The organism is Halomonas sp. GT, from assembly GCF_002082565.1.
GTDB lineage: Bacteria > Pseudomonadota > Gammaproteobacteria > Pseudomonadales > Halomonadaceae > Vreelandella.
On the sequence record NZ_CP020562.1, the window covers coordinates 1970605 to 1991915 of the forward strand.

The 21311-nt window shown below is 48.8% G+C and carries 20 protein-coding genes and 4 tRNA genes; 5 read left to right on the plus strand and 19 right to left on the minus strand.

Annotated features, from left to right (window positions below; all coding sequences use genetic code 11):
- Positions 1-37: 37 nt before the first annotated feature.
- Entirely contained in the window at positions 38-319 is a 282-nt protein-coding gene (locus tag B6A39_RS09210; RefSeq protein WP_038484338.1) for an FmdB family zinc ribbon protein, read from the minus strand.
- A gap of 202 nt (positions 320-521) precedes the next feature.
- Between B6A39_RS09210 and B6A39_RS09215 the strand changes: the two genes are divergently transcribed.
- Positions 522-1487 (plus strand): D-2-hydroxyacid dehydrogenase, encoded by a 966-nt coding sequence (locus tag B6A39_RS09215; RefSeq protein ID WP_083004386.1) that lies wholly within the window; start codon positions 522-524, stop codon positions 1485-1487.
- Here B6A39_RS09215 and yccX read toward each other — a convergent pair.
- Entirely contained in the window at positions 1484-1759 is a 276-nt protein-coding gene (gene yccX / locus B6A39_RS09220) for an acylphosphatase (RefSeq protein ID WP_083004390.1), read from the minus strand. The genes B6A39_RS09215 and yccX overlap by 4 nt on opposite strands.
- Before the next feature lie 157 nt (positions 1760-1916).
- On the minus strand, positions 1917-2816 hold the full coding sequence (locus B6A39_RS09225) for a YihY/virulence factor BrkB family protein (RefSeq protein WP_083004393.1): 900 nt from the start codon (positions 2814-2816) through the stop codon (positions 1917-1919).
- 176 nt (positions 2817-2992) lie between these two features.
- Here B6A39_RS09225 and B6A39_RS09230 point away from each other — a divergent pair, with 176 nt between their 5' ends.
- Complete coding sequence (locus B6A39_RS09230; protein ID WP_083004396.1) at positions 2993-4087, plus strand: bifunctional nicotinamide-nucleotide adenylyltransferase/Nudix hydroxylase; 1095 nt, start codon at positions 2993-2995, stop codon at positions 4085-4087.
- 40 nt (positions 4088-4127) lie between these two features.
- Here B6A39_RS09230 and B6A39_RS09235 read toward each other — a convergent pair whose 3' ends face one another.
- From B6A39_RS09235 to B6A39_RS09265, 7 genes are all read right to left on the minus strand, one after another.
- A complete protein-coding gene (locus B6A39_RS09235) occupies positions 4128-5045 on the minus strand; it encodes a LysR substrate-binding domain-containing protein (protein ID WP_083004399.1) in 918 nt (305 codons plus the stop codon).
- Positions 5046-5097: 52 nt separating this feature from the next.
- Positions 5098-6516 (minus strand): cardiolipin synthase, encoded by a 1419-nt coding sequence (cls, locus tag B6A39_RS09240; RefSeq protein ID WP_083004402.1) that lies wholly within the window; start codon positions 6514-6516, stop codon positions 5098-5100.
- Between the two features lie 118 nt (positions 6517-6634).
- Entirely contained in the window at positions 6635-8140 is a 1506-nt protein-coding gene (locus B6A39_RS09245; protein WP_083004406.1) for a fumarate hydratase, read from the minus strand.
- 175 nt (positions 8141-8315) lie between these two features.
- Positions 8316-9143, minus strand: a complete 828-nt coding sequence (gene nei, locus B6A39_RS09250) for an endonuclease VIII (RefSeq protein WP_083004409.1) — start codon at positions 9141-9143, stop codon at positions 8316-8318.
- Between the two features lie 3 nt (positions 9144-9146).
- Positions 9147-11171, minus strand: coding sequence for an excinuclease ABC subunit UvrB (gene uvrB, locus B6A39_RS09255; RefSeq protein WP_083004412.1), 2025 nt, complete (start codon positions 11169-11171; stop codon positions 9147-9149).
- 24 nt (positions 11172-11195) lie between these two features.
- Complete coding sequence (locus B6A39_RS09260; protein ID WP_083004417.1) at positions 11196-11603, minus strand: OsmC family protein; 408 nt, start codon at positions 11601-11603, stop codon at positions 11196-11198.
- Positions 11603-11800 carry a hypothetical protein gene (locus B6A39_RS09265; RefSeq protein ID WP_038484371.1) on the minus strand — a complete coding sequence of 66 codons (198 nt, stop codon included), beginning with the start codon at positions 11798-11800 and terminating at the stop codon, positions 11603-11605. The genes B6A39_RS09260 and B6A39_RS09265 overlap by 1 nt, the downstream gene beginning before the upstream one ends.
- A gap of 177 nt (positions 11801-11977) precedes the next feature.
- Between B6A39_RS09265 and ygfZ the strand changes: the two genes are divergently transcribed.
- Positions 11978-12946, plus strand: a complete 969-nt coding sequence (ygfZ, locus tag B6A39_RS09270; RefSeq protein WP_083004421.1) for a CAF17-like 4Fe-4S cluster assembly/insertion protein YgfZ — start codon at positions 11978-11980, stop codon at positions 12944-12946.
- Here the strand turns inward: ygfZ and B6A39_RS09275 are convergent.
- From B6A39_RS09275 to B6A39_RS09310, 8 genes are all read right to left on the minus strand, one after another.
- Positions 12943-13728: a TatD family hydrolase gene (locus B6A39_RS09275; RefSeq protein ID WP_083004426.1), complete on the minus strand. Its 786-nt coding sequence runs from the start codon at positions 13726-13728 to the stop codon at positions 12943-12945. The genes ygfZ and B6A39_RS09275 overlap by 4 nt on opposite strands.
- 33 nt (positions 13729-13761) lie before the next feature.
- The gene (locus B6A39_RS09280; RefSeq protein ID WP_038484380.1) at positions 13762-15351 is read right to left on the minus strand and encodes a peptide chain release factor 3; all 1590 of its coding nucleotides are present in this window, start codon (positions 15349-15351) and stop codon (positions 13762-13764) included.
- Between the two features lie 245 nt (positions 15352-15596).
- Positions 15597-15806, minus strand: a complete 210-nt coding sequence (locus B6A39_RS09285; protein ID WP_030072901.1) for a putative motility protein — start codon at positions 15804-15806, stop codon at positions 15597-15599.
- A gap of 101 nt (positions 15807-15907) precedes the next feature.
- Complete coding sequence (locus tag B6A39_RS09290; protein ID WP_083004429.1) at positions 15908-17149, minus strand: NAD(P)/FAD-dependent oxidoreductase; 1242 nt, start codon at positions 17147-17149, stop codon at positions 15908-15910.
- 523 nt (positions 17150-17672) lie between these two features.
- A tRNA-His gene (locus B6A39_RS09295) sits at positions 17673-17747 on the minus strand.
- 46 nt (positions 17748-17793) lie between these two features.
- A tRNA-His gene (locus B6A39_RS09300) sits at positions 17794-17868 on the minus strand.
- A gap of 58 nt (positions 17869-17926) precedes the next feature.
- Positions 17927-18003 (minus strand) — tRNA-Arg (locus B6A39_RS09305).
- Between the two features lie 92 nt (positions 18004-18095).
- Positions 18096-18172: transfer RNA gene (locus tag B6A39_RS09310), tRNA-Pro, on the minus strand.
- 335 nt (positions 18173-18507) lie between these two features.
- On the opposite strand from B6A39_RS09310, the gene folD reads away from it, so the two are divergent.
- Positions 18508-19374, plus strand: coding sequence for a bifunctional methylenetetrahydrofolate dehydrogenase/methenyltetrahydrofolate cyclohydrolase FolD (gene folD / locus B6A39_RS09315; RefSeq protein WP_083004434.1), 867 nt, complete (start codon positions 18508-18510; stop codon positions 19372-19374).
- Between the two features lie 48 nt (positions 19375-19422).
- On the plus strand, positions 19423-20136 hold the full coding sequence (gene mtnN / locus B6A39_RS09320; protein WP_083004438.1) for a 5'-methylthioadenosine/S-adenosylhomocysteine nucleosidase: 714 nt from the start codon (positions 19423-19425) through the stop codon (positions 20134-20136).
- 82 nt (positions 20137-20218) lie between these two features.
- Here mtnN and pyrC read toward each other — a convergent pair whose 3' ends face one another.
- Complete coding sequence (gene pyrC / locus B6A39_RS09325) at positions 20219-21256, minus strand: dihydroorotase (RefSeq protein ID WP_083004441.1); 1038 nt, start codon at positions 21254-21256, stop codon at positions 20219-20221.
- Positions 21257-21311 lie beyond the last annotated feature (55 nt).

The window sequence follows — 21311 nt, forward strand, 5'->3', positions numbered from 1 at the left end:
AGATTGTCGTGGGCCGTTCTGACCCTGACAACCGCGGCTAAGCCGCGGCGCCCTTTTTCGTTGATGCGCTACTGGTATCGCTTGTGGCACCAGTGCTAGAAGTAGATTGGCCTTCTGCTGCCAAGTTTTTCTTACTTCCTGTTTTAAAATCGGTTTCATACCAACCGCCACCAGCAAGGCGGAAACCAGCAGCTGAGACCAAGCGTTCAAGACTGGCTCGCTGGCACGCGGGGCAATCCTTCAGTGGATCTGCGCTAATTTTCTGCAATTTTTCCATGCGATGACCGCAGGCCTTGCACTCGTACTCATAGATGGGCATGTTGATAACTCCTGAAAAGCTCAACTCCGACAGGCTAAGTTTGTATAAACTAGTGGCAAATCCAACGCTTGCCAGGCAAAGAATATGTGGCCTGCTGGGATAAATTCCAAGACTGCGGTTGATAGAGCAACACATTATACCCTTTTGTGCCCCCTGCTGAGCAAGGCCAAGTGCCTTTCGGCAGATAATGGAGAAAAGAAAAATGCCCAATGCGGTAATGCTGGATGCCGAGAGCTTAGGCGCGGATATCAATCTAACAGCAATTCGAGACCTTGTTAGTCATTTAGAGGTGTATCAGCAAAGCACTGCCGAACAGGCAAGTGAGCGCTTGTCAGATGCGGACATAGCGATCGTCAACAAGGTTGTAATGAACGCAGAAACACTATCAGCCTTGCCTAAACTCAAGCTTATATGTGTGTTGGCTACTGGGCTTAACAATATTGATCTCGACACAGCTAAAGCCCAAAACATTATTGTAAAGAACGTCACCGCCTACGGAACAGCTAGCGTTTCTCAGCACACATTAATGTTAATGCTGACACTGGCAAACCGATTGCCACGTTACCAAGCCGATATCGCTCGCGGCGAATGGCAGCGCAGCGATTTCTTTTGCTTACAAGCTCACTCAACATTGCAGCTTTCCAATAAGCATCTGGTGATGGTGGGGCAAGGTGAGCTTGGCTCAGAAGTGGCACGTTTAGCTGAAGCGTTTGGGATGAAGGTTACATTTGCTGCTCGTCCTGGCAATGAATCAAACGACAAGCGGCCCTCTCTCGACGATTTATTACCGACGGCAGATATTATTAGCTTGCATTGCCCGCTTAACGAAACAACTAAGCACCTTATTAATCGCACACGATTGGCAAACGCTAAGTCATCACTGCTACTCGTCAATTGTGCTCGGGGCGGCATCATCGATGAAGAGGCTGCGCTTGAGGCGCTTCGTGCTGGCAAGATTGGAGGGTTAGCGGTTGATGTGCTCCCCACTGAGCCGCCGAAAGAAGGACATCCTCTATTAACCTCGTTAGCAGAAGGTGAGGCACTTAATTTGATCGTGACCCCACACAATGCTTGGATTACACCTGAGGCTCGTCAGAACATCGTGGCACTCACTGCAGATAATATTAAGCAATGGCAAACTGAAACAAACGTATTAAGCGCCGATTAGTAGGTCGCAAAATGATCGGGAGCGCGGTGGCCATCCAGCACTTCAATAGTGACATGGGTTACCTGCGCTCCTTTCGGGCCCTGCCATAACCATTCAGTAAGCGAAGCTACGGCAGTTGAATTACCGCATAGCACCACTTCTACCCGCCCATCAGCTAAATTTTTTGCGTAACCTGTTAGCCCTCGTTGAAGCGCTTGTTCGTGTGTTGAACGCCGAAACCATACTCCCTGCACTTTCCCCGTTACATAGGCACGCACACAACAAGTCGACATAAACTGTCCTCTCAGTGTTTGTAAAAATAGTACTTACAAGATAGTGCTTATAGGATTCAGCTTGTACATTTCTCAAGCTGAATCCTGTTGATACTCGCGCTTTTTAAACACGCTCTCTTCAGAATTATCTATCCATCTTTTTTTAACAACTTTCGTTTTATACCAATTCGCGCTTCACTAGCACTGCACTATTGCGTGGCACTAATGGCCGTCCACGACGGAGTAGCAAGGAGCGAGTAAAAGCAGCGCCAAATAGTAAAATTAGCGAACTGTAATATACCCATAACAAAATCATCACAACAGACCCCGCTGCGCCATAGGTCGACGCTGTGGCGGTATAAGCCAAATAAACAGCAATAACGCTGCGCCCAATTGTAAACAGCACAGCGGTTACTACCGCGCCAATCAGCACATCTTGCCAACGGAGAACAACATCAGGCAATACTTTGAAAATAGTCGCGAATAATAACGCCACCATCGCCAGTGAAATTAATGATTCAAGCGATGTAGTTAATAAGCTGGCATAGGGTAATAAATTGCCAGCTCCGTGGAGCATACCCCGTAAGATAACCCCCAACACTAACGATACCAGTAGGATGAAGCCAATAGACAAAACAACCGTTAAGGAAAGTAAACGATTCTTTATAAAGATAAGGGCGCTATTGGAGGTGGGCTTTGCAGTGACGCCCCATATGGTATTGAGCGAAAATTGCATCTGAGCAAACACGGTCGTGGCCCCAACCAACAAGGCTACAAAACCAAGTATTGTTGGCAAGATACCTGACTCTTCGATACGTGATTGGGCAACGGCCTGCTCAATCGCAAGTGCAGCGTCAGCGCCTAACGTGTCCTGAAGCTGAGCAACAATTTGGCCTTGAGCAGCATCTTCACCCAGCACAACACCTATCACTGTTACCGCGATAATAACGGTAGGCGCCAAAGAGAATAGCGTGTAAAACGCTAACGATCCTGCATAGCTGAAGGCATTTCGCTCAAGCCATAACGCCGTTGCATCTTGAACCACATTCCACCAAAAAGTGATCGTTTTTTTCAGCATATTCATTCCCTTAACAGAAGAGTGTCCCTATCAAGCACTAGCGCAAGATACATCTTACAATCATACCGAACTAAAACGTTGAGCGCAGGCGGAGACACATTGCGCACCTTAACTGCCCACTTCATAATGATCCCCCTTTTCTTTCCTACTTTCTCACCTACGACCAAGGAAGCGTTATGAATTCGGATGCTGTCAAATCTGATACGGCTTACGACTTTGATTGCTTGGTGTTTATTGGTCGTTTTCAGCCTCCCCACCTTGGCCACCTTGCCATTATCCGAGAGGCGTTAAAACAGGCCCGTCAAGTCATCGTATTAGTTGGCTCTGCTTGGCAGGCACGTTCTTTGCGCAACCCGTGGAAGTTTGATGAGCGACAAGCAATGATTCGTTCTGGGTTTGATGAGCAAGACAATCAACGCCTGGAAATTACTCCTCTACTTGATGCGCTTTACAACGATGATGTGTGGGTACGTGATGTACAGCGAAAAGTGCGTGATTTGACCTCCCCTGCAAACGCTCGCTTACCTCGTATCGGTTTGATTGGCGCAAGCAGGGGGCAATCAAGCTATTATTTGTCGCTATTCCCTCAATGGGAATCCGTCAGTGTTCCGCTTGTTGAGGGAATTTCAGCGAGTCAAATACGTGAACGGCTGTTTCGCTCCCCAGGCTCTACCGATGACTATTTGAGCACAGGCGCTTACCACGATTTACCACCTGAAGTCGTCAAAAGCGTTGATAAGTTTTGCAAAGGTATTGCTTATCATTGCCTGCTTGAAGAGCAGCAACTACTCGATCAATATAAGCAGGCTTGGGCACAAGCCCCCTACCCGCCAATTTTTGTGACCGTTAATGCGGTTGTTGTCCAATCGGGCCATATTTTGTTAGTGAAGCGCACGGCTGCGCCAGGTAAAGGACTTTTTGCATTACCCGGAGGTTTCATTAACCCCCATGAGCGTCTATTGGATGCTTGTTTAAGGGAGCTTCGTGAGCGTTTAAGACTTAAAGTACCCGAGCCCGTTTTAAAGGGTTCGTTACGCGGACAACGTTTGTTTGATGAACCTCATCGCAGTTGGCGTGGACGAACGCTAGCCGAAGCTTTTTATTTTGCTCTCAGGCCTGATCAGCAGTTGCCCCGCTTGAAGCCAGTCAAAGGCGGTGACCATGCCCGCTGGGTCGCGCTTGCTGACCTAGAGCCTGAAAGTTTATTTGAAGATCACTTTTTTATTATTCAAAACTTCCTTGGATTACCGGCAGATTTAGGCACATTTTAAAATCTAGGTTATTTTCTAACTTTCCTGCATTTTCTGCAGGCTATGCCTGCAGAAAATCGCGAGGCAACTTCATCATTTGACGCCAAAGACGCTCTACACCGGGCTTATGGACTAACGAGCATCGGTAAAGTCTAATTTCTAGAGGAATATCCCAGTTTTCGTCGCCAGCCCTGACTAATTTGCCGGTTTTGAGCTCTTCACGAATACAAAAATCAGGAATCCAAGCAACGCCGACCCCTTGAAGTACCATGCCTTTTAATCCTTCTGCCATGGCCGTTTCATAAACCGTGCGCAGTTTCAGTCGTAATGGATCGTTTTTGAGCAGCATGCGTACGCTTCGCCCCAGAAATGCACCCTGCGTATAAGCTAAATAGGGAATTGAGCTGTCATTTTGAATCGAGAAAAGCGGTTTGCCGTCTTCATCAGGCAGTGAAACTGGCAACATTTTCACTTGGCCAATAGAGAAAGAGGGAAAAACTTCTGCGTCCAGCTGCATAGTGGCAAAGGGGTCATAATATGCCAACATCAGATCACAGTTACCTTCGCGCAAAACATGGATAGCCTCTCCAACGTTCATAGCGACCAATCGAGTAGGCAGTTCACCCAAGCCTTTTTGCAATCGAGAAATCCAGGGCGGGTAAAAGCTTAAAGCGAGTGAATGAGCCGCGACAATATCAAGCGCTTCATTCGCAATAGAAACTCCTCGGAGATGGCTTAATGACTCGTTCAATTGCTCCACTAGGTTGCGTGCGGTGATCAAAAACAACTGGCCCTCTGAGGTGAGGCCAATCGGTGTTGTGGAACGATCTACTAAGATGACCCCTACCGCTTGTTCAAGTGCACGAATACGGCGGCTGAAGGCAGGCTGAGTAACATGGCGCTGCCTGGCAGATGCCGAAAAACTTCGTGTATTCGCTAACGCAACGAAATCCTCGAGCCATTTTGTTTCTAAATTCACCCAAAACTCCTTGTGCCTAATCGTTGTTAGCGGCGTGCAGGGTTATTATTGATTACTGAATAGGTGCGGTTAAATATGCCGCACGGGAAATCACTTTCTTCCACATTGGGCGCTGGCTAATTTCATCAATTGTAACGCGTCTACACTGAGCAAAGTCTTGCTCCAGCATGGCATGTACTTGATTAGCAAACGCTGTGCTAGGTATGAAAGCTGTTATTTCAAAGTTAAGCCTAAAAGACCGATTATCCAGGTTTATTGTGCCGACGGTTGCAGCATTGCTGTCAATAAGCATGACCTTTTGGTGTAAAAACCCAGGAAGATAACGGTATATTTTCACGCCTGCCCTCAACATATCAGGCAGAAATGAAAATGCAGATAGAAAAACCAGTAGATGATCAGGGCGCTCAGGAATCATGACTCGCACATCTACTCCCCGCATGGCAGCCAGTCTGAGTGCATCCTGTACTCCTTGATCTGGTACGAAGTATGGGCTAGTTACCCAGAATCTTTCATTAGCACTATGAATTAACTGCTGGATTAAAAGGCTAGCTGTGTCCTGTTTATCGGCCGGGCCGGATGGCACAATAACGACATGGTGATCATCTTGCGGATGGCTTTCCGCATGCCAATTTAGGGTAATGACCTCCCCCGTTGCCCAATGCCAATCTTCCCAAAAAGCCTCCTGTAGACCTAAAACACACGGTCCACTAAGCGCTAAATGGGTATCACGCCAGGGGCCATGACGTGGATTTTGCCCAAGGTATTCTACACCAACATTAAAACCACCTACCCAGCCCTGCTTACCATCCACGACTGCTATTTTGCGATGATTGCGAAAATTAAGCTGAAAGCGATGTTTGAAACCACGAGAAGAACGAAATGCTTTTACTTCTATGCCTTCTTTCATCATCTCATTTAAAAAGCCGTCGTTGAGTTTTCGACTACCCACTTCATCGTATAGAAAATATATACGCACACCTCGTTGTGCAGCTTTAATCAAATGATGCTGCAAACGTTTGCCTAAAGCATCGTTACGCACAATGAAAAACTGCAGCAGCAGATAATCTTTTGCCTGATCAATACCTTCAAAAAGGCTTGTGAAGGTAGCTTCACCATCAATCAACAAGTCGGCACTATTGCCTTTTGTCAACGGCATCATTGCCAACTGCTCAACTGCCTGAATATCGGTGCTTGTCGGCGATGAAAGATGCGGCTTAATGTTGTGTCGATAGCGTACCAGTACTCGGCGTAGTACGTTATCTCGTGCCCCTCTTGCTGTTACATAGCCATAAAAACGTGGGCGACCGAAAAACCAATACGCAGGCAGCGCCACATAAGGAAACGTTAATAGTGAAATAATCCAGGCGACAGCCCCCTGAGACGTTCTGCTCGACATAAGCGCCATGACCGCTGACACAATACCTAATAGATGTATCAACATAATGCCGGTCCCTAGCAACCATGAGGTCATTGCCTATTCCTCGCTATGAAGTGAGCTGTTTATCAGATTATTTCACTGCTAATGCACAAAAGCCCCGCGTGAGACGGGGCTTATTTGTCACTGATTGCGGTTGTACGCCATCAGTATGCTACGCCTTTTGAGCGATGATCTCCTTCCATTTGGCAGGACCTGTCTGGTGGACGGAGGTTCCTTGACTGTCGACAGCGACAGTGACCGGCATATCTTCCACTTCAAATTCGTAGATCGCTTCCATTCCTAGATCTTCAAAACCAACGACACGTGACTTCTTAATTGCCTGGGCAACAAGGTAGGCAGAGCCACCAACTGCCATCAAATAAACTGCTTGGTTATCTCGAATAGCATCAATAGCGGTCTGTCCACGCTCCGCTTTACCAACCATGCCAAGCAAGCCTGTCTCTTCAAGCATTGTGCGGGTAAATTTATCCATTCGAGTGGCAGTGGTCGGCCCAGCGGGGCCAACAACTTCGTCACCTACAGGATCAACAGGACCCACGTAGTAAATAAAGCGGCCTCTCATATCAACCGGTAACGGCTCGCCTTTGGCGATCATATCCACCATACGTTTATGCGCTGCGTCACGGCCTGTTAATAGCTTACCATTAAGCAATAGCGTATCGCCCGGCTGCCACGTTTTTACTTCTTCAGGAGTAACCGTATCAAGATTAACGCGTTTAACGTTGTCACCAGCTTCCCGAGTAATTTCTGGCCAATCTTCAAGTGTAGGAGCAGGTAGTGCCACTGGACCACTGCCATCGAGCGTGAAATGGGCATGACGCGTGGCTGCGCAGTTGGGAATAATTGCCACAGGCTTATTGGCCGCATGAGTTGGGTAGTCTTTAACCTTGATATCCAGCACGGTGGTTAAGCCGCCTAACCCTTGAGCACCAATACCGCTCTTATTCACTTTATCGAACAGTTCCAGGCGCAGCTCTTCGGCGCGATTGCTGGGCCCGCGTGCCTGCAGCTCTTGAATATCAATAGGGTCGAGTAGCGCTTCTTTGGCAATCATCATCGCTTTTTCAGCGGTACCGCCGATACCAATACCCAGCATACCCGGAGGACACCAACCTGCGCCCATTTTAGGTAACTGCTCCATCACCCAGTCCACAACACTATCGGATGGGTTTAGCATCGCAAACTTAGATTTGGCTTCGCTACCACCGCCCTTTGCGGCTACATGGATATCAACCTTATCGCCAGGCACAATCGAATGGTGAATAATCGCGGGTGTATTGTCTTTAGTATTGGCTCGCTTACCGTCGGGATCAGCGAGAACAGAAGCACGCAGCACGTTATCAGGCAACTGATACGCGCGGCGCACGCCTTCATTAATCATGTCATCAAGACTTAGCTCGGCGTCCCAGGTAACGTTCATACCAACGTGAACGAACACCGTCACAATGCCCGTATCTTGGCAAATTGGGCGATGTCCAGTAGCACACATTCTTGAGTTAATTAAGATTTGTGCAATCGCATCTTTCGCAGCGGGATTCTCTTCACGCTCGTAAGCGGCTGACATTGCATCAATGAAATCTTTAGGGTGGTAGTAAGAGATGTACTGCAGAGCATCGGCAACGCTCTGAATGACGTCGTCCTGGCGAATCACGGTCATGGACAAACAGCTCCTCGGTTATCGTCTTGGCTGCGGCCTTTATATCGGCCGTCTAGATGTAGGGTAAGTATACCGTATTGCCCTTTATGCGGCAGCCACAACCACGGTTAACCTACCTCTGGTTACTAGGGCATTAGTCTGATGTTGATTCTGATAGATAGGATAACGGTATAAGTTATTGGGCTAAAGATTGGCATGTCGGACATAAATATAAACGGCGAGAACCGACCATAATGCGTTCGATAACCGAACCACAGCGGTGGCAGGAAAGGCCAGCGCGTTCAAATACGCTAAAACGCCATTGTCGGCGTGGCTCACCAGCGGCAATAGCCTGTTTAATCCATGCCTTGCGATTAGTAACTCCCGCTTCTAAATACGCCTGATGGGTCGTTTCCACGATCATAGTGGCGAGCAGGTCTAACTGATTTTCCGTTAAGTCAACGGGGCGCTTCTTAGGGTGCACGTTAGATAAAAAAAGAATTTCTGACCGCAAGTAATTTCCTAACCCTGCGACAAGCCCTTGATCAAGCAACAACGCACCAAGGCTTCTGCGCATGAACACGGGATCAGTCAGACGTTGTTTCACATCATTAGGAGATATATTTTGACTTAATAAATCAGGCCCAAGGCGCGACAAGAAAGGATGGTGGTTTAGCTCGCTCTCATGCCACAGCGAAATATCAGATGCACTGTAAAGACTGGCCACCCTGCCCTCAGCAACCAGCCGAACACGTAACGATCTTTTCGTGCTTGGCAGCTTATTTTCGCTATGCAGCTTCCATACGCCATAAAGCTGATTGTGAGAATACAGCACACGATGGTCTGCAAAACGGATGAGCATGGCTTTGCCCCACGTGTCGACTGCCTGAACCCGCTGACCAATTAATGAAGCCGTTTGTACGGCGAGTTCAGGAAATGCAAACCACGCATCGTCAAGATGTTTGCCACCTATCTGCTTCTCAATTCTATCTGCTGCACGGCGGATTTCAGGGCCTTCAGGCATCGTTTACCCCAGCGCCAGCTGTTTTTCTTGCATTTTATGAAGCTGATCACGAAGCCTCGCCGCTTCTTCAAATTCCAGGTTTTGCGCAGCTTCAAACATGGCGTCTTCTAGCTTACTAATGGCCTCCAACAGATCTTGTTTGCTCATCGTGGCCACATCATATTCAGCAGCACTCTCCGCGACTTTCCGCTCGTTACCACGGCGACGGCTACTCTTCTTGCCTGGTGCCTGGGCGGCCTCAAGAATATCTGCTACAGAGCGCGTCACGGTAGTTGGCGTGATACCGTGCTCTTCGTTATGGGCGGTTTGCTTGGCGCGGCGACGTTCGGTTTCATCAATTGCTTTTCGCATTGAATCGGTGATTTTGTCACCGTATAGAATAGCTTTACCATGGGCATTACGGGCTGCACGACCAATAGTTTGAATCAGTGAGCGCTCAGCGCGTAAAAAACCTTCTTTATCCGCATCCAAGATGGCAACAAGCGACACTTCAGGAATATCTAAGCCTTCTCTAAGTAAGTTGATCCCCACTAAAACATCGAACTTACCAAGACGCAGGTCGCGGATAATTTCTACGCGCTCAACGGTATCAATATCCGAATGTAAATAACGCACGCGGATACCGTGCTCATCAAAGTATTCGGTCAAATCTTCTGCCATGCGTTTGGTTAGCGTCGTCACCAGAACACGCTCACCTACGGCGGTGCGTAAGCCAATTTCAGAGAGCAGGTCATCAACCTGAGTACTGGCGGGGCGAACTTCTATCTCCGGGTCTAATAATCCCGTTGGGCGCACCACCTGTTCGACAATTTGACTGGCATGCTCTGCTTCATACTTACCTGGCGTTGCCGATACAAAGATGGTTTGTGGCGAAATAGATTCCCACTCTTCAAATTTCATTGGGCGGTTATCTAGCGCTGAGGGTAGCCGAAAGCCATATTCAACCAGGGTCTCTTTTCTAGAACGGTCGCCCTTATACATACCGCCAACCTGGGGAACACTCACATGAGACTCATCAATAAACAGCAACGCGTCATCCGGCAGATAGTCAAAGAACGTTGGGGGTGGCTCGCCAGGCGCGCGTCCTGAAAGATAGCGTGAGTAGTTCTCAATGCCATTGCAGTAGCCAAGCTCTAGCATCATTTCAATATCGTAAAGGGTTCGTTGCTCTAAGCGCTGCGCTTCAACTAAACGCTCATGCTTACGCATCCACTCAAGGCGCTCCTTGAGCTCCTCCTTGATCGCATCAATAGCGCCTAAAATAGTTTCTCGTGGAGTGACATAGTGAGATTTAGGATAAATGGTCATGCGAGGCACATGGGTACGCACCTCGCCAGTTAATGGATCAAATAGGCGAATAGAATCAACCTCGTTGTCAAACAACTCGACCCTCACCGCTTCCTCGTCAGAGTCCGCAGGAAAAATATCAATGACATCACCACGTACCCGATAAGTACCTCGACGAAAATCCATATCGTTGCGGGTATATTGCAGCTCGGCTAAGCGGCGTAAAAATGCACGCTGGTCAATTAGCTCACCACGGGTAAAGTGCAGCCGCATCTTGAGATACTGATCCGGATCACCGAGACCATAAATTGCCGATACCGAGACAACGATGAGCGCATCACGGCGTTCCAGCAGCGCTTTCGTAGCAGATAAGCGCATTTGCTCGATATGGTCATTTATCGAGGCATCTTTCTCAATAAAGGTATCTGAGGAAGGGACATAGGCTTCTGGCTGATAATAATCGTAGTAAGAGACGAAATACTCGACAGCGTTATCCGGAAAAAACGATTTGAACTCACCATATAGCTGGGCAGCTAGCGTCTTATTGGGCGCCATTACAATTGTTGGTCGCTGCTGCTGCTGCACAACATTTGCCATTGTGAACGTTTTACCCGAGCCAGTTACCCCTAATAAGGTCTGATGGGCAAGCCCCGACTCAAGCCCACTAATCAGACTGCGTATCGCGGCGGGCTGATCACCAGCAGGCTTAAATTTGGACTGCAGCCGGAATTCCTTGCTCATCATTACTCCTTAAAAGGAAGTGTACTACTCAATAAACGTAGAAATTTCTACCGTCGCCTGGGTCATCAAGCGCTGTATCGGGCAACGGTGGCTAATGTCTTCTAGCTTTGCCCGCTGTTCAGGATCATCAATGCCGTGGAAAGTCATCGTCACAGCTAACTTATAGACACCTTTTCGTTCCTCACTATCATCGCGCTGGACCTTAACGGTGATGCCTTCCAGCGGCCACTCTTTGCGCCTGGCATACATTTGCACGGTAATCGCTTTGCAGGTACCTAGGGCAACATCAAAGTAATCATGCGGGTCTGGTGCACTACCGTCTCCTCCGACTACCGGCGGTACGTCCCCATAGAGGTCTTCCAAACCATCGACTTCAATACGCTGACGAAAGGTATGGTTACGCTCACTAATAATCGTGATTGGCTTATGCATCAGGAAACCTTTATACCGAGGTTTAACTTCTCGACCGCTTTTATAAGCGCTTCACGCTTAGCTCGCCCTTCTACTTCTGCTCCGTGGCGCCCTACCTCAGCACTATCGACGCCATCCAGCATCATCAGCGCCGTGGTAATCTTATTCACCTGATCTACTGTTGTGACACCTTGGAACGTTAATGATTGATATGCCATTCATTGCCCTTTTCTACGCTGAATTGAAGTGAGTACGCTATTGAAAACTATGCAAAACTGATACAGGCAAAGAAGTCTAGCACGCGCCAGAGCCCTTGCAATCTACCCGCAGTGCCCGCACCTTTGACACAAATGCGATTACGTTACGTTTACCCTGTCTTCCCTTATGGAGTCTATATGGCGACTGTCTCTTCGTTACTCAAGATGAATGGCTGCGTCCGTTTGCCTCACCTCGCCGCCTTAGATGTCAAAGGTGCAGATGCTGAGAAATTCCTGCAAGGGCAAACAAGCGCACAAGTTAGTTTAGCCAATGGCTTTTTTGCGCCTCTTACCTGCTTTTGCACACCAAAGGGAAGAATGCTGGCCAATGCTCAATTACTGAAAATCAGCAACGACCATTATAGGCTACTGTTGAGCACCTCATTGATCGATATGCTCGCCAGTCATTTAGCCAAATTTGCCGCTTTTTATCGCGTCGAATTGCAGGCTAAGTCATCGATGCTAATCGTAGGCGCCAGCGAAAGTGCCAACAAGGTTGCTCAAGCGTTTGGTTTAGCGCTTCCTGATCAACCTTATACCCATCACAGCAATAACCAAGCGACAGCCCTATGCCAGCCAGATCACGGGCGTTGGCTAATCAGTATAGAAAATTCTGCTGAACAGAATGCCATTGAAATAAATGATGATGAAGATGCGTTTAATACGTGGCAATTAGCAGATATCCGCAGTGGTTTGGCTTGGTTAACAGCCCCACAGCAAGATCACTTCCTCCCACAAATGTTGAACTGGGAAGCGCTGGGGGGAATTAGCTTTAAAAAAGGTTGCTATACAGGACAAGAAGTCGTCGCACGGGCGCATTTCCGGGGCCAAGTGAAAAAACGCTTAGTGCGCGTTACTGCCAGTGTTAACAGCTTACCCCAGGTCGGTGACACGCTAGTGGATGGGCAGGATAAAACCGTAGGTGAAATCGTTAGCAGCGCATTTAGTGGCGACCAGCAAATTGAGATGCTCGCCGTTGCAAATACTAAAGCGATTGAAGCGCTCTCGCCCCTTTATTGGCAAGGACATCCGATAGCTCTCTGCGACCTGCCCTATACCGTTGAGCGCCTGGATCCTGAACAGCTGTCCAGCAGCCTAACTGGCTAACGGGCGTTGAAATGTGGCAGCTGAAATAACCGAATAGCATTTGCACTGCTTAGTGCCGCTATTGTTTCAAATGACTGATGCCGGAGTGCTGCCACCACGCCAGCTACCTTTGCCACCCTGCATGGTTCATTACGTTGCCCCTGATAGCCGCTAAGCGGCATATCGGGGCTGTCAGTCTCTAACACAAAGCCATCGTCAGGTAAGCGTGACACCACGTTACGAAGTCTTAGTGCCCGCTCGTAGGTAATCGCCCCTCCCAACCCCAAGGTATAGCCTAGATCGAGAAACTTAGCGGCCTGCTCATAAGAGCCTGAAAAAGCATGGATAAGCCCACCATTGGGAAGCGCCAGCTGGCGTAGGCGTTTACTTACTTGATCATTCGCTTTTACGCAGTGCACCACAACAGGTAAAGCGAACTGTTTTGCTAAACCTAGCTGCGCATCGAAAAAGGCCCACTGTTTATCTAGCGACTCCGTAAAACGGCCATCGATACCGCACTCACCTACTGCCACAACGCGTTTTTCGGCCTTCTGTTCGGCGAAAAGCTGCTCCAAGGCGACTAAATCTTGGTTAGTGTGTTCATCAATGAAGTAAGGGTGAAGACCAACACAACTACTTACCTCCTTACGCGCACTAAGCGCCAGCACATTAGGCCATAAGGAACGCGTCGTTGCTGGCACTACAAAGTGTTCGACACCCACCGCCTTGGCATTTTCGATGACCGCATCGCGATCATCTTCAAACGCCTCAAAATCCAGGTGGCAGTGGGCATCAATCAACATAGCAAGGAAATCAACATAGCAAGGATGGCTCGATCAGTGCTCACGAGTGGGCTGGAAGCGAATATCCGGCCAACGCTCTTGGGTCATCTGCAGGTTGACCCGCGTTGGTGCGATATAGGTCAGGTAGCCGCCACCATCGATAGCAAGGTTGGAACTCGCTTTACGCTTAAACTCTTCCAACATCTTAGCGTCTTCGCAATAGACCCAGCGTGCGGTTTGTACATTGACCCCTTCATATAGACAGTCAACTTTGTATTCCTCCTTTAAGCGGTGGGCAACAACGTCAAACTGCAGCGTACCGACAGCACCAAGAATCAGGTCGTTGTTATCCATCGGCATAAAGACCTGCGTAGCGCCCTCTTCAGAGAGCTGCTGGAGCCCTTTTTGCAGCGCTTTCATTTTTAACGGATCTTTTAAACGAACACGCTTGAACAACTCTGGCGCAAAGTGAGGAATGCCGGTAAAACGCATATCTTCACCAACGGTGAAAGTATCACCAATCTGAATCGTGCCGTGATTGTGCAGGCCAATAATATCGCCTGGCCAGGCTTCCTCTACCTGAGAACGGTCTGACGCCATAAACGTTAGGGCATCGGCAATTTTCACATCCTTGCCTATCCGCACGTGGCGCATCTTCATATTCTTTTCGTACTTACCGGAACAGACACGCAAAAAGGCAATACGGTCACGATGGTTCGGATCCATATTCGCCTGAATTTTAAAAACGAACCCAGTAAAGCGATCATCTTGGGCGGTTACTTCGCGGATATCTGTCTCGCGAGGCTGGGGTGGTGGCGCGTACTCAACAAACCCATCCATCATTTCTCGTACGCCAAAGTTACCCATTGCGGTACCAAAGTACACGGGCGACAGCTCACCACGGCGATAGGCATCAAGATCAAACTCATGGGAAGCACCGCGAACCAACTCAACTTCCATGCGTAACTCTTCCGCCTGCTCTTCGCCCAGTACAGCGTCAACTTCTGGGTTATCTAAGCCCTCTATACGCTTGTCGTCTGGAATACGGCTGCCTTGCCCCTGGGTATACAGATGAATGACATCATTATAGAGGTGATACACGCCCTTAAAGTGCCGCCCCATGCCAATCGGCCATGTCATCGGCGCACACTGGATGTTTAGTACGGTCTCTACCTCATCCATGACTTCGATGGGGTCGCGGATATCGCGGTCCATCTTGTTGATGAACGTTAAAATGGGTGTCGTGCGCAAACGACAGACTTCCATCAGTTTGATGGTTCGATCCTCAACGCCTTTCGCGCCATCAATTACCATTAACGCAGAATCCACCGCAGTTAACGTACGGTAAGTATCTTCGGAAAAGTCTTCGTGCCCTGGCGTATCCAGCAAGTTCACGATACGCCCACCATAAGGGAACTGCATCACAGACGTCGTGACCGATATCCCGCGCTCTTGCTCCATCTTCATCCAGTCTGATGTGGCATGGCGATCATTACGCTTGCTCTTAACAGAGCCTGCTAACTGAATAGCATTTCCGAATAACAGCATTTTTTCGGTAATGGTGGTTTTACCAGCGTCGGGGTGCGAAATAATCGCAAACGTACGGCGTAGTTCTGCTTCGCGCGCTAATTTGGCGTCAGACATGGAGTTCTCTAAAAAAGGTACAACGTTATGACTGGGGTGGCGCCTTAAATATCGGCGTTTACATGGATATATGGTAACGCAACTAGGCCGTTGCGGCATACCATGGATAGCAAAGGGGGATCATGAAGGTAACCACTAGCGTCGTAAAAAAGAAAAGCGACGGCAACCACTAGAAAAATAGTTAGAGGAAATCTTAAAAAAGCGCCGAACTTGTCGGCGCTATACTCGTGCTGATTTTTGTTTGGCTAGGCGTAAGTATTAACTTGCGTGCCCACGCTGCCCTCTTGAGCAAGGTCTGGCTGGGCGCCCATGTTAGCAGAGGCAAGCACTTCAGATACTTGCTGTGCCTGCATATCAAGAGACTGCTTAAAAATCTGCATCTGGGCTTGTTCAGCAGATTGCGCTTGATTCATATAGAGTGCGGTGCTCACTGCGTTGCTTACGGCAACATCCATCTTTCACCTCACGATTGAGACATGTTTTACCAAGATAGCAAACATCATGCTTTACTACCAAGCGCCTCTCCCATTAAACACCTAGACAACCACTCACTGCTTTAGAAACGGTCAGCCCTAAAAGGCGCCATATCAATCTCAGTCGGCTTACCTTCTATCATATCCGCCAGTAATTGCCCGGTAGCAGGACCTAGGGTAAATCCTTGATGGCCATGTCCAAAAGCTAACCACAAACCACGATGTTTGGGAGCCGGCCCTATAACAGGCTTCATATCAGGCAAACATGGCCGCGCACCTTTCCAAGCAGAGGCGTCGCGACGCTCACCAAGGGGGAAGATCGTGCGCGCAACCTTTTCTGCAGCAGCCAACTGTTGCTCATCTGCTGGCGACTCAAGTCGGTCAAGCTCAGCCCCGGTGGTCAACCGAACGCCTGCATTCATGGGGGCAAGCAAGTAACCAACCTCTGCATCCATTAACCAGTAATGTAGCTTTTTAGAAGGCTGTGTGGCGTAGTGCATGTGATAACCACGCTTAACAAACGTCGGGAAATGATAGCCTAAGCCTTTCAGCCAGCTACCTGCCCATGGCCCCAGTGCAACGGCAACATTATCTGCTTCTAGGCACTCAGCAGCTGTATCAACCTGCCAGCGCTCTCCTTGCTGCTTCACACCCTGAATATCTGTTTGCAAAATACGCCCACCTTGCTGGACAAAAGCATCTGCATAAGCGGCAACCAGCCCACCTGGATCAGCAACTGTCCAAGGGTCAAGCCAGTGAATAGCACCAATAATATCGCTACCTAAATCGGGCTCTTTGGCCACCAGTGCATCACGGCCCAAAACGTCAAACTGAACACCAAAATTATCACGGGCGTCTTGCGCTTCTTTTACGCGTTTATCTAGCTCTTCAGGCGTGCGATAAATTTCCAACCAGCCTTCCCGGCGAACCAAATGCTCAGCATTTGCCGCTTCAATCATCGGGCCGTGAGTCTTCAAGCAGAGCTGTATCAATGACGCATACTCAGGCACTATTTTTTTATAGTGTCTGCTGGAAGAGTTATGCCAGTAGCTCAACAACGGTGAAGCAGCATTAATCATGCCTGCAGGCCGATAACGAATATCAACACGCTTATTTGGCAGCACGCTCAGGATGGTTTTCATATCCCGCGGAAAAGCATAAGGACGAACCGCTTCGCGCTGGATAATACCGGCATTGCCGAAAGAGGTTTCACGACCAGGTTGGCGGCGATCAACCAGTGTTACTTGATGACCACGCTGCTGCAGGTGCCATGCAATGCTGACACCGACCATACCTGCCCCTAACACCACCGTTTGACGTGCCATTGTGTTGCGCTCCCTAAAAGAAAATACTGACTACAGCTCAGATGATTGTTTTCAACCAGTAACTCGCTAAAAAATATCACTAACCAAACAGCATTAACATAGCTTAAAAAACTGTTTTAAGGATAATAATTAGTGATAAATATCGAATTAAAAAATAATATAGGAGACTTCACTATCTGGATCGCTAATACCATCAAAATGCACTAGCGCTTCTCACTAAAGACCTTTTAAAACGGTTTATCAAGCGTGAGCGTACACACCTATTACGATGAAATCGCGATAAGAAACCTAGGAAAAATTCACAAGAATTTCAGAAAGTGAGTAATTTTTCTGATGGGAATTGAACCATAGGCAAAACCTAGAAAAGGCATTGCATAGCCAATAAGATGAAAGACGTTTAAAACACGAGCGACCAAAAACGCAAAAAAGCCGAACGTAGGTCAGCTTGGTTTCAAATAGAATAATTAACAACTAAGGAAGGTAAAAAAAGAAAGGAACTTTTTGAAGATAACATCAAGGTTAATGGGGTGGATGATGGGGATCGAACCCACGACCACCGGAGCCACAATCCGGGGCTCTACCACTGAGCTACATCCACCACAACCTAAAACTGTAATTGCATATAATTAATACGTGTCATCAAATGGGGTGGATGATGGGGATCGAACCCACGACCACCGGAGCCACAATCCGGGGCTCTACCACTGAGCTACATCCACCATTGATGAAGTACTGATTTACATGCCTTACCGAATGTGTCCATTAAAAGGCTTTTAATGGCACGCCCAGCAGGACTCGAACCCGCAACCTACGGCTTAGAAGGCCGTTGCTCTATCCGGTTGAGCTATGGGCGCACATAAAGCATTCTAAGAGACTGAATACTGATGAGCACTTGACCACAACCAATGTTCGGAAAAGCAAGTTACCACCTTCCGCGCTAGGTATGTGGTCGGGATGGAGGGATTCGAACCCCCGACATCCTGCTCCCAAAGCAGGCGCGCTACCAGACTGCGCTACATCCCGATTTCTTACCTTAGACGCTGCTGCATGTCCCGTCTCAAGCGAGGCATATATTACTATTTCTGAGTTTAAAGTCAACACCTAAAGTGATTGATTCGTTAGAAGCTTTGCCTTGTCGCCCTAGCATGCGAAAATCAGCCCTTCTCGAAAGCCAGTGACCTCCTGCGCTCAGCCCCGAATTCCAGGTGCTGAGTTATAGATAGCGGGGTTTTACGTATCGGTGTTCAAGTACAAAGGTTCAGGTACGATGCTCACGCACCGAACCACCCTACTTTAAACATCACGGCCTAGACATAGTCACTCAGCTTCGTTTCTAACCTTCACAGGGATCCTAATACATGACCGCCCAACTTATCGATGGCAAGGCCATCGCCGCTAATGTCCGCCAGCAAGTTGCCGAGAAAATCAGCGCGCGCCAGCAAGCTGGCGCGCGGGCACCTGGACTAGCTGTTGTTGTGGTCGGGGAAGACCCAGCCTCCCATGTTTATGTCAGCAACAAACACCGCGCCTGTGAGCAGGCAGGCATCCTCTCTTTTCAACATGCGCTACCTGCTGATACGCAGCAGCATGAACTTGAAGCGCTGGTCGATCAGCTAAATGACGATGCAACGGTTGACGGCATTCTTGTTCAGCTACCATTGCCAAAGCATTTAGACTCTCGCCCTATTCTTGAGCGCATTCGCCCAGATAAGGACGTCGACGGCTTTCACCCATATAACATTGGTCGCCTAGCGCAACGTATGCCCTCGCTTAGGCCCTGCACACCTAAAGGTATTATGACTATGCTTGCCCATAGCGGCATTGCCGTGCGGGGTTTAGATGCCACTGTAGTCGGCGCGTCCAACATTGTCGGTCGCCCAATGGCTTTGGAGCTTATGTTAGCAGGCTGTACCACAACGGTATGCCACCGCTTCACTCTACAGCTTGAGTCACACGTGCGCCGCGCTGACTTGGTTGTTGTGGCTGTCGGCAAACCCGGCATTGTCAAAGGGGAGTGGATCAAGCCGGGCGCCATCGTGATTGATGTTGGCATTAATCGCCAAGAAGACGGCACGCTCACTGGTGACGTTGATTTCAAAGCTGCGGCAGAGCGCGCCAGTTTCATTACACCCGTGCCTGGCGGCGTTGGGCCGATGACCGTTGCCACACTACTTGAAAACACGCTAGAAGCCGCTGAACGGCACGACAAAGGCTTAGAGCAGTAGTGTTACACACACCACTGCAGTTAACGATTTTTTAGGGAGTAAACACGAGTGCAACGTATTGGAATCATCGGCGCGATGGCGCAGGAAGTGGTTATACTGGCAGGACAGCTAGAAGGCGCTCAACGCTACGAGCATGCTGGCTTCGTTTTTTATACGGGCACACGTTACGGATTGGAAATTATTGTGCTGCAGTCGGGGATAGGCAAAGTCAACGCGGCGGTAGGCACAGCGATTCTACTTGAACGGCACCAGCCTGATGCAATCATTAATACCGGTTCCGCAGGCGGCTTCGCGACTGATCTTACTATTGGTGATGTGATTATTTCGGATGAAGTTCGCCATCATGATGTTGATGCAGTGGTCTTTGGCTATGAGATTGGTCAGGTACCTGGAATGCCAGCAGCCTACCAAGCAGACAAACAACTTCGTGATATCGCCCGCAATGCTATTGCAGCATTAGGTGAAGTCAATGTACGTGAGGGGCTCATCGCCACAGGCGATGCCTTTATGGCCGACCCTGTTCGTGTCGCGACTACCCGTGAACAGTTTCCTACTATGCTAGCCGTTGAAATGGAAGGCGCCGCTATTGCACAAACATGTCATCTCTATGACTGCCCATTTGTCGTCATTCGCGCGCTTTCTGATATACCTGGCAGTGGAGACAACCACCTGTCATTCGAGCAATTTTTAGACATCGCGGCTGACCATTCATCACGGATGGTAGATCAGATGCTGATCGAGCTTGGTAAGACCAAGAAATAGACGTTAGCAAATAGCGCTTAAAGCGTCATAAAAACGGAGCCAGTCGGCTCCGTTTTTTTTATCAGCGATACAACTATTCGAGCTACGCTTTCAGCTTCCATGCCAAGCTCTCACCTGCCATCAACGGGATAATATGCTGACCAGCTGTATAGGGATAATGTGCTGGCAGACTCCAGGAACGACGCTCCAATGTCACGCTATCAGCATTAGTTGGTAATCCATAAAAACGCGGTCCGTTTAGGCTGGCAAACGCTTCTAGCTTGTCCAAGGCATCCATTTCCTCAAATGCTGCTGCATAGAGTTCAATGGCAGCAGGCGCTGTATATGCCCCTGCGCAGCCGCAGCTGGACTCTTTATCGCCTTGGGCATGAGGTGCACTATCGGTGCCCAAAAAGAATTTAGGACTACCACTGGTCGCTGCTTTTAACAACGCTTGGCGATGCTGCTCACGCTTTAGTATGGGCAAGCAGTAATAATGCGGACGAATACCACCCGCCAGCATTTTGTTGCGATTAAACAGCAGGTGGTGGGCCGTAATCGTAGCGGCAATGTTATCAGGTGCAGTTGCGACAAACTCTGCAGCCTGCTGGGTCGTAATATGCTCAAACACTACCTTAAGATTAGGATGTCTAGCCAAAAGTGGTTTCATAACCTGCTCAATAAACACCGCCTCTCGATCAAAAATATCAATTTCATGATCGGTCACTTCACCATGCACCAACAGCGGCATACCAACGTTTGCTAGCATCGCAATAGTGTCATCGCAATGCGCAATGTCGGTGACACCTGATGCAGAGTTAGTGGTAGCGCCCGCGGGATAAAGCTTCACGGCTTTTACGACACCACTTTCAGCAGCGCGCTCAATTTCTTCAGGGGGTGTCGTGTCTGTTAAATAGAGCGTCATCAAAGGTTCAAAAGCACTCCCTTCGGGCAACGCTGCTAAAATCCTCTGCCGATACGCTTGTGCTTGAGCGGTAGTGGTTACCGGCGGCTTTAGATTAGGCATTATAATCGCACGCCCCATTTGGGCGGCGGTATGACCTACCACAGCGCTTAGCGCCTCATCATCACGTAAGTGAAGATGCCAATCATCGGGGCGAATCAACGTAATAGCGTCCACGGCAAGTCCTGTGCAGAAATGGATTAAGTCAAAGGGTCAGAACAGTATACCCAAT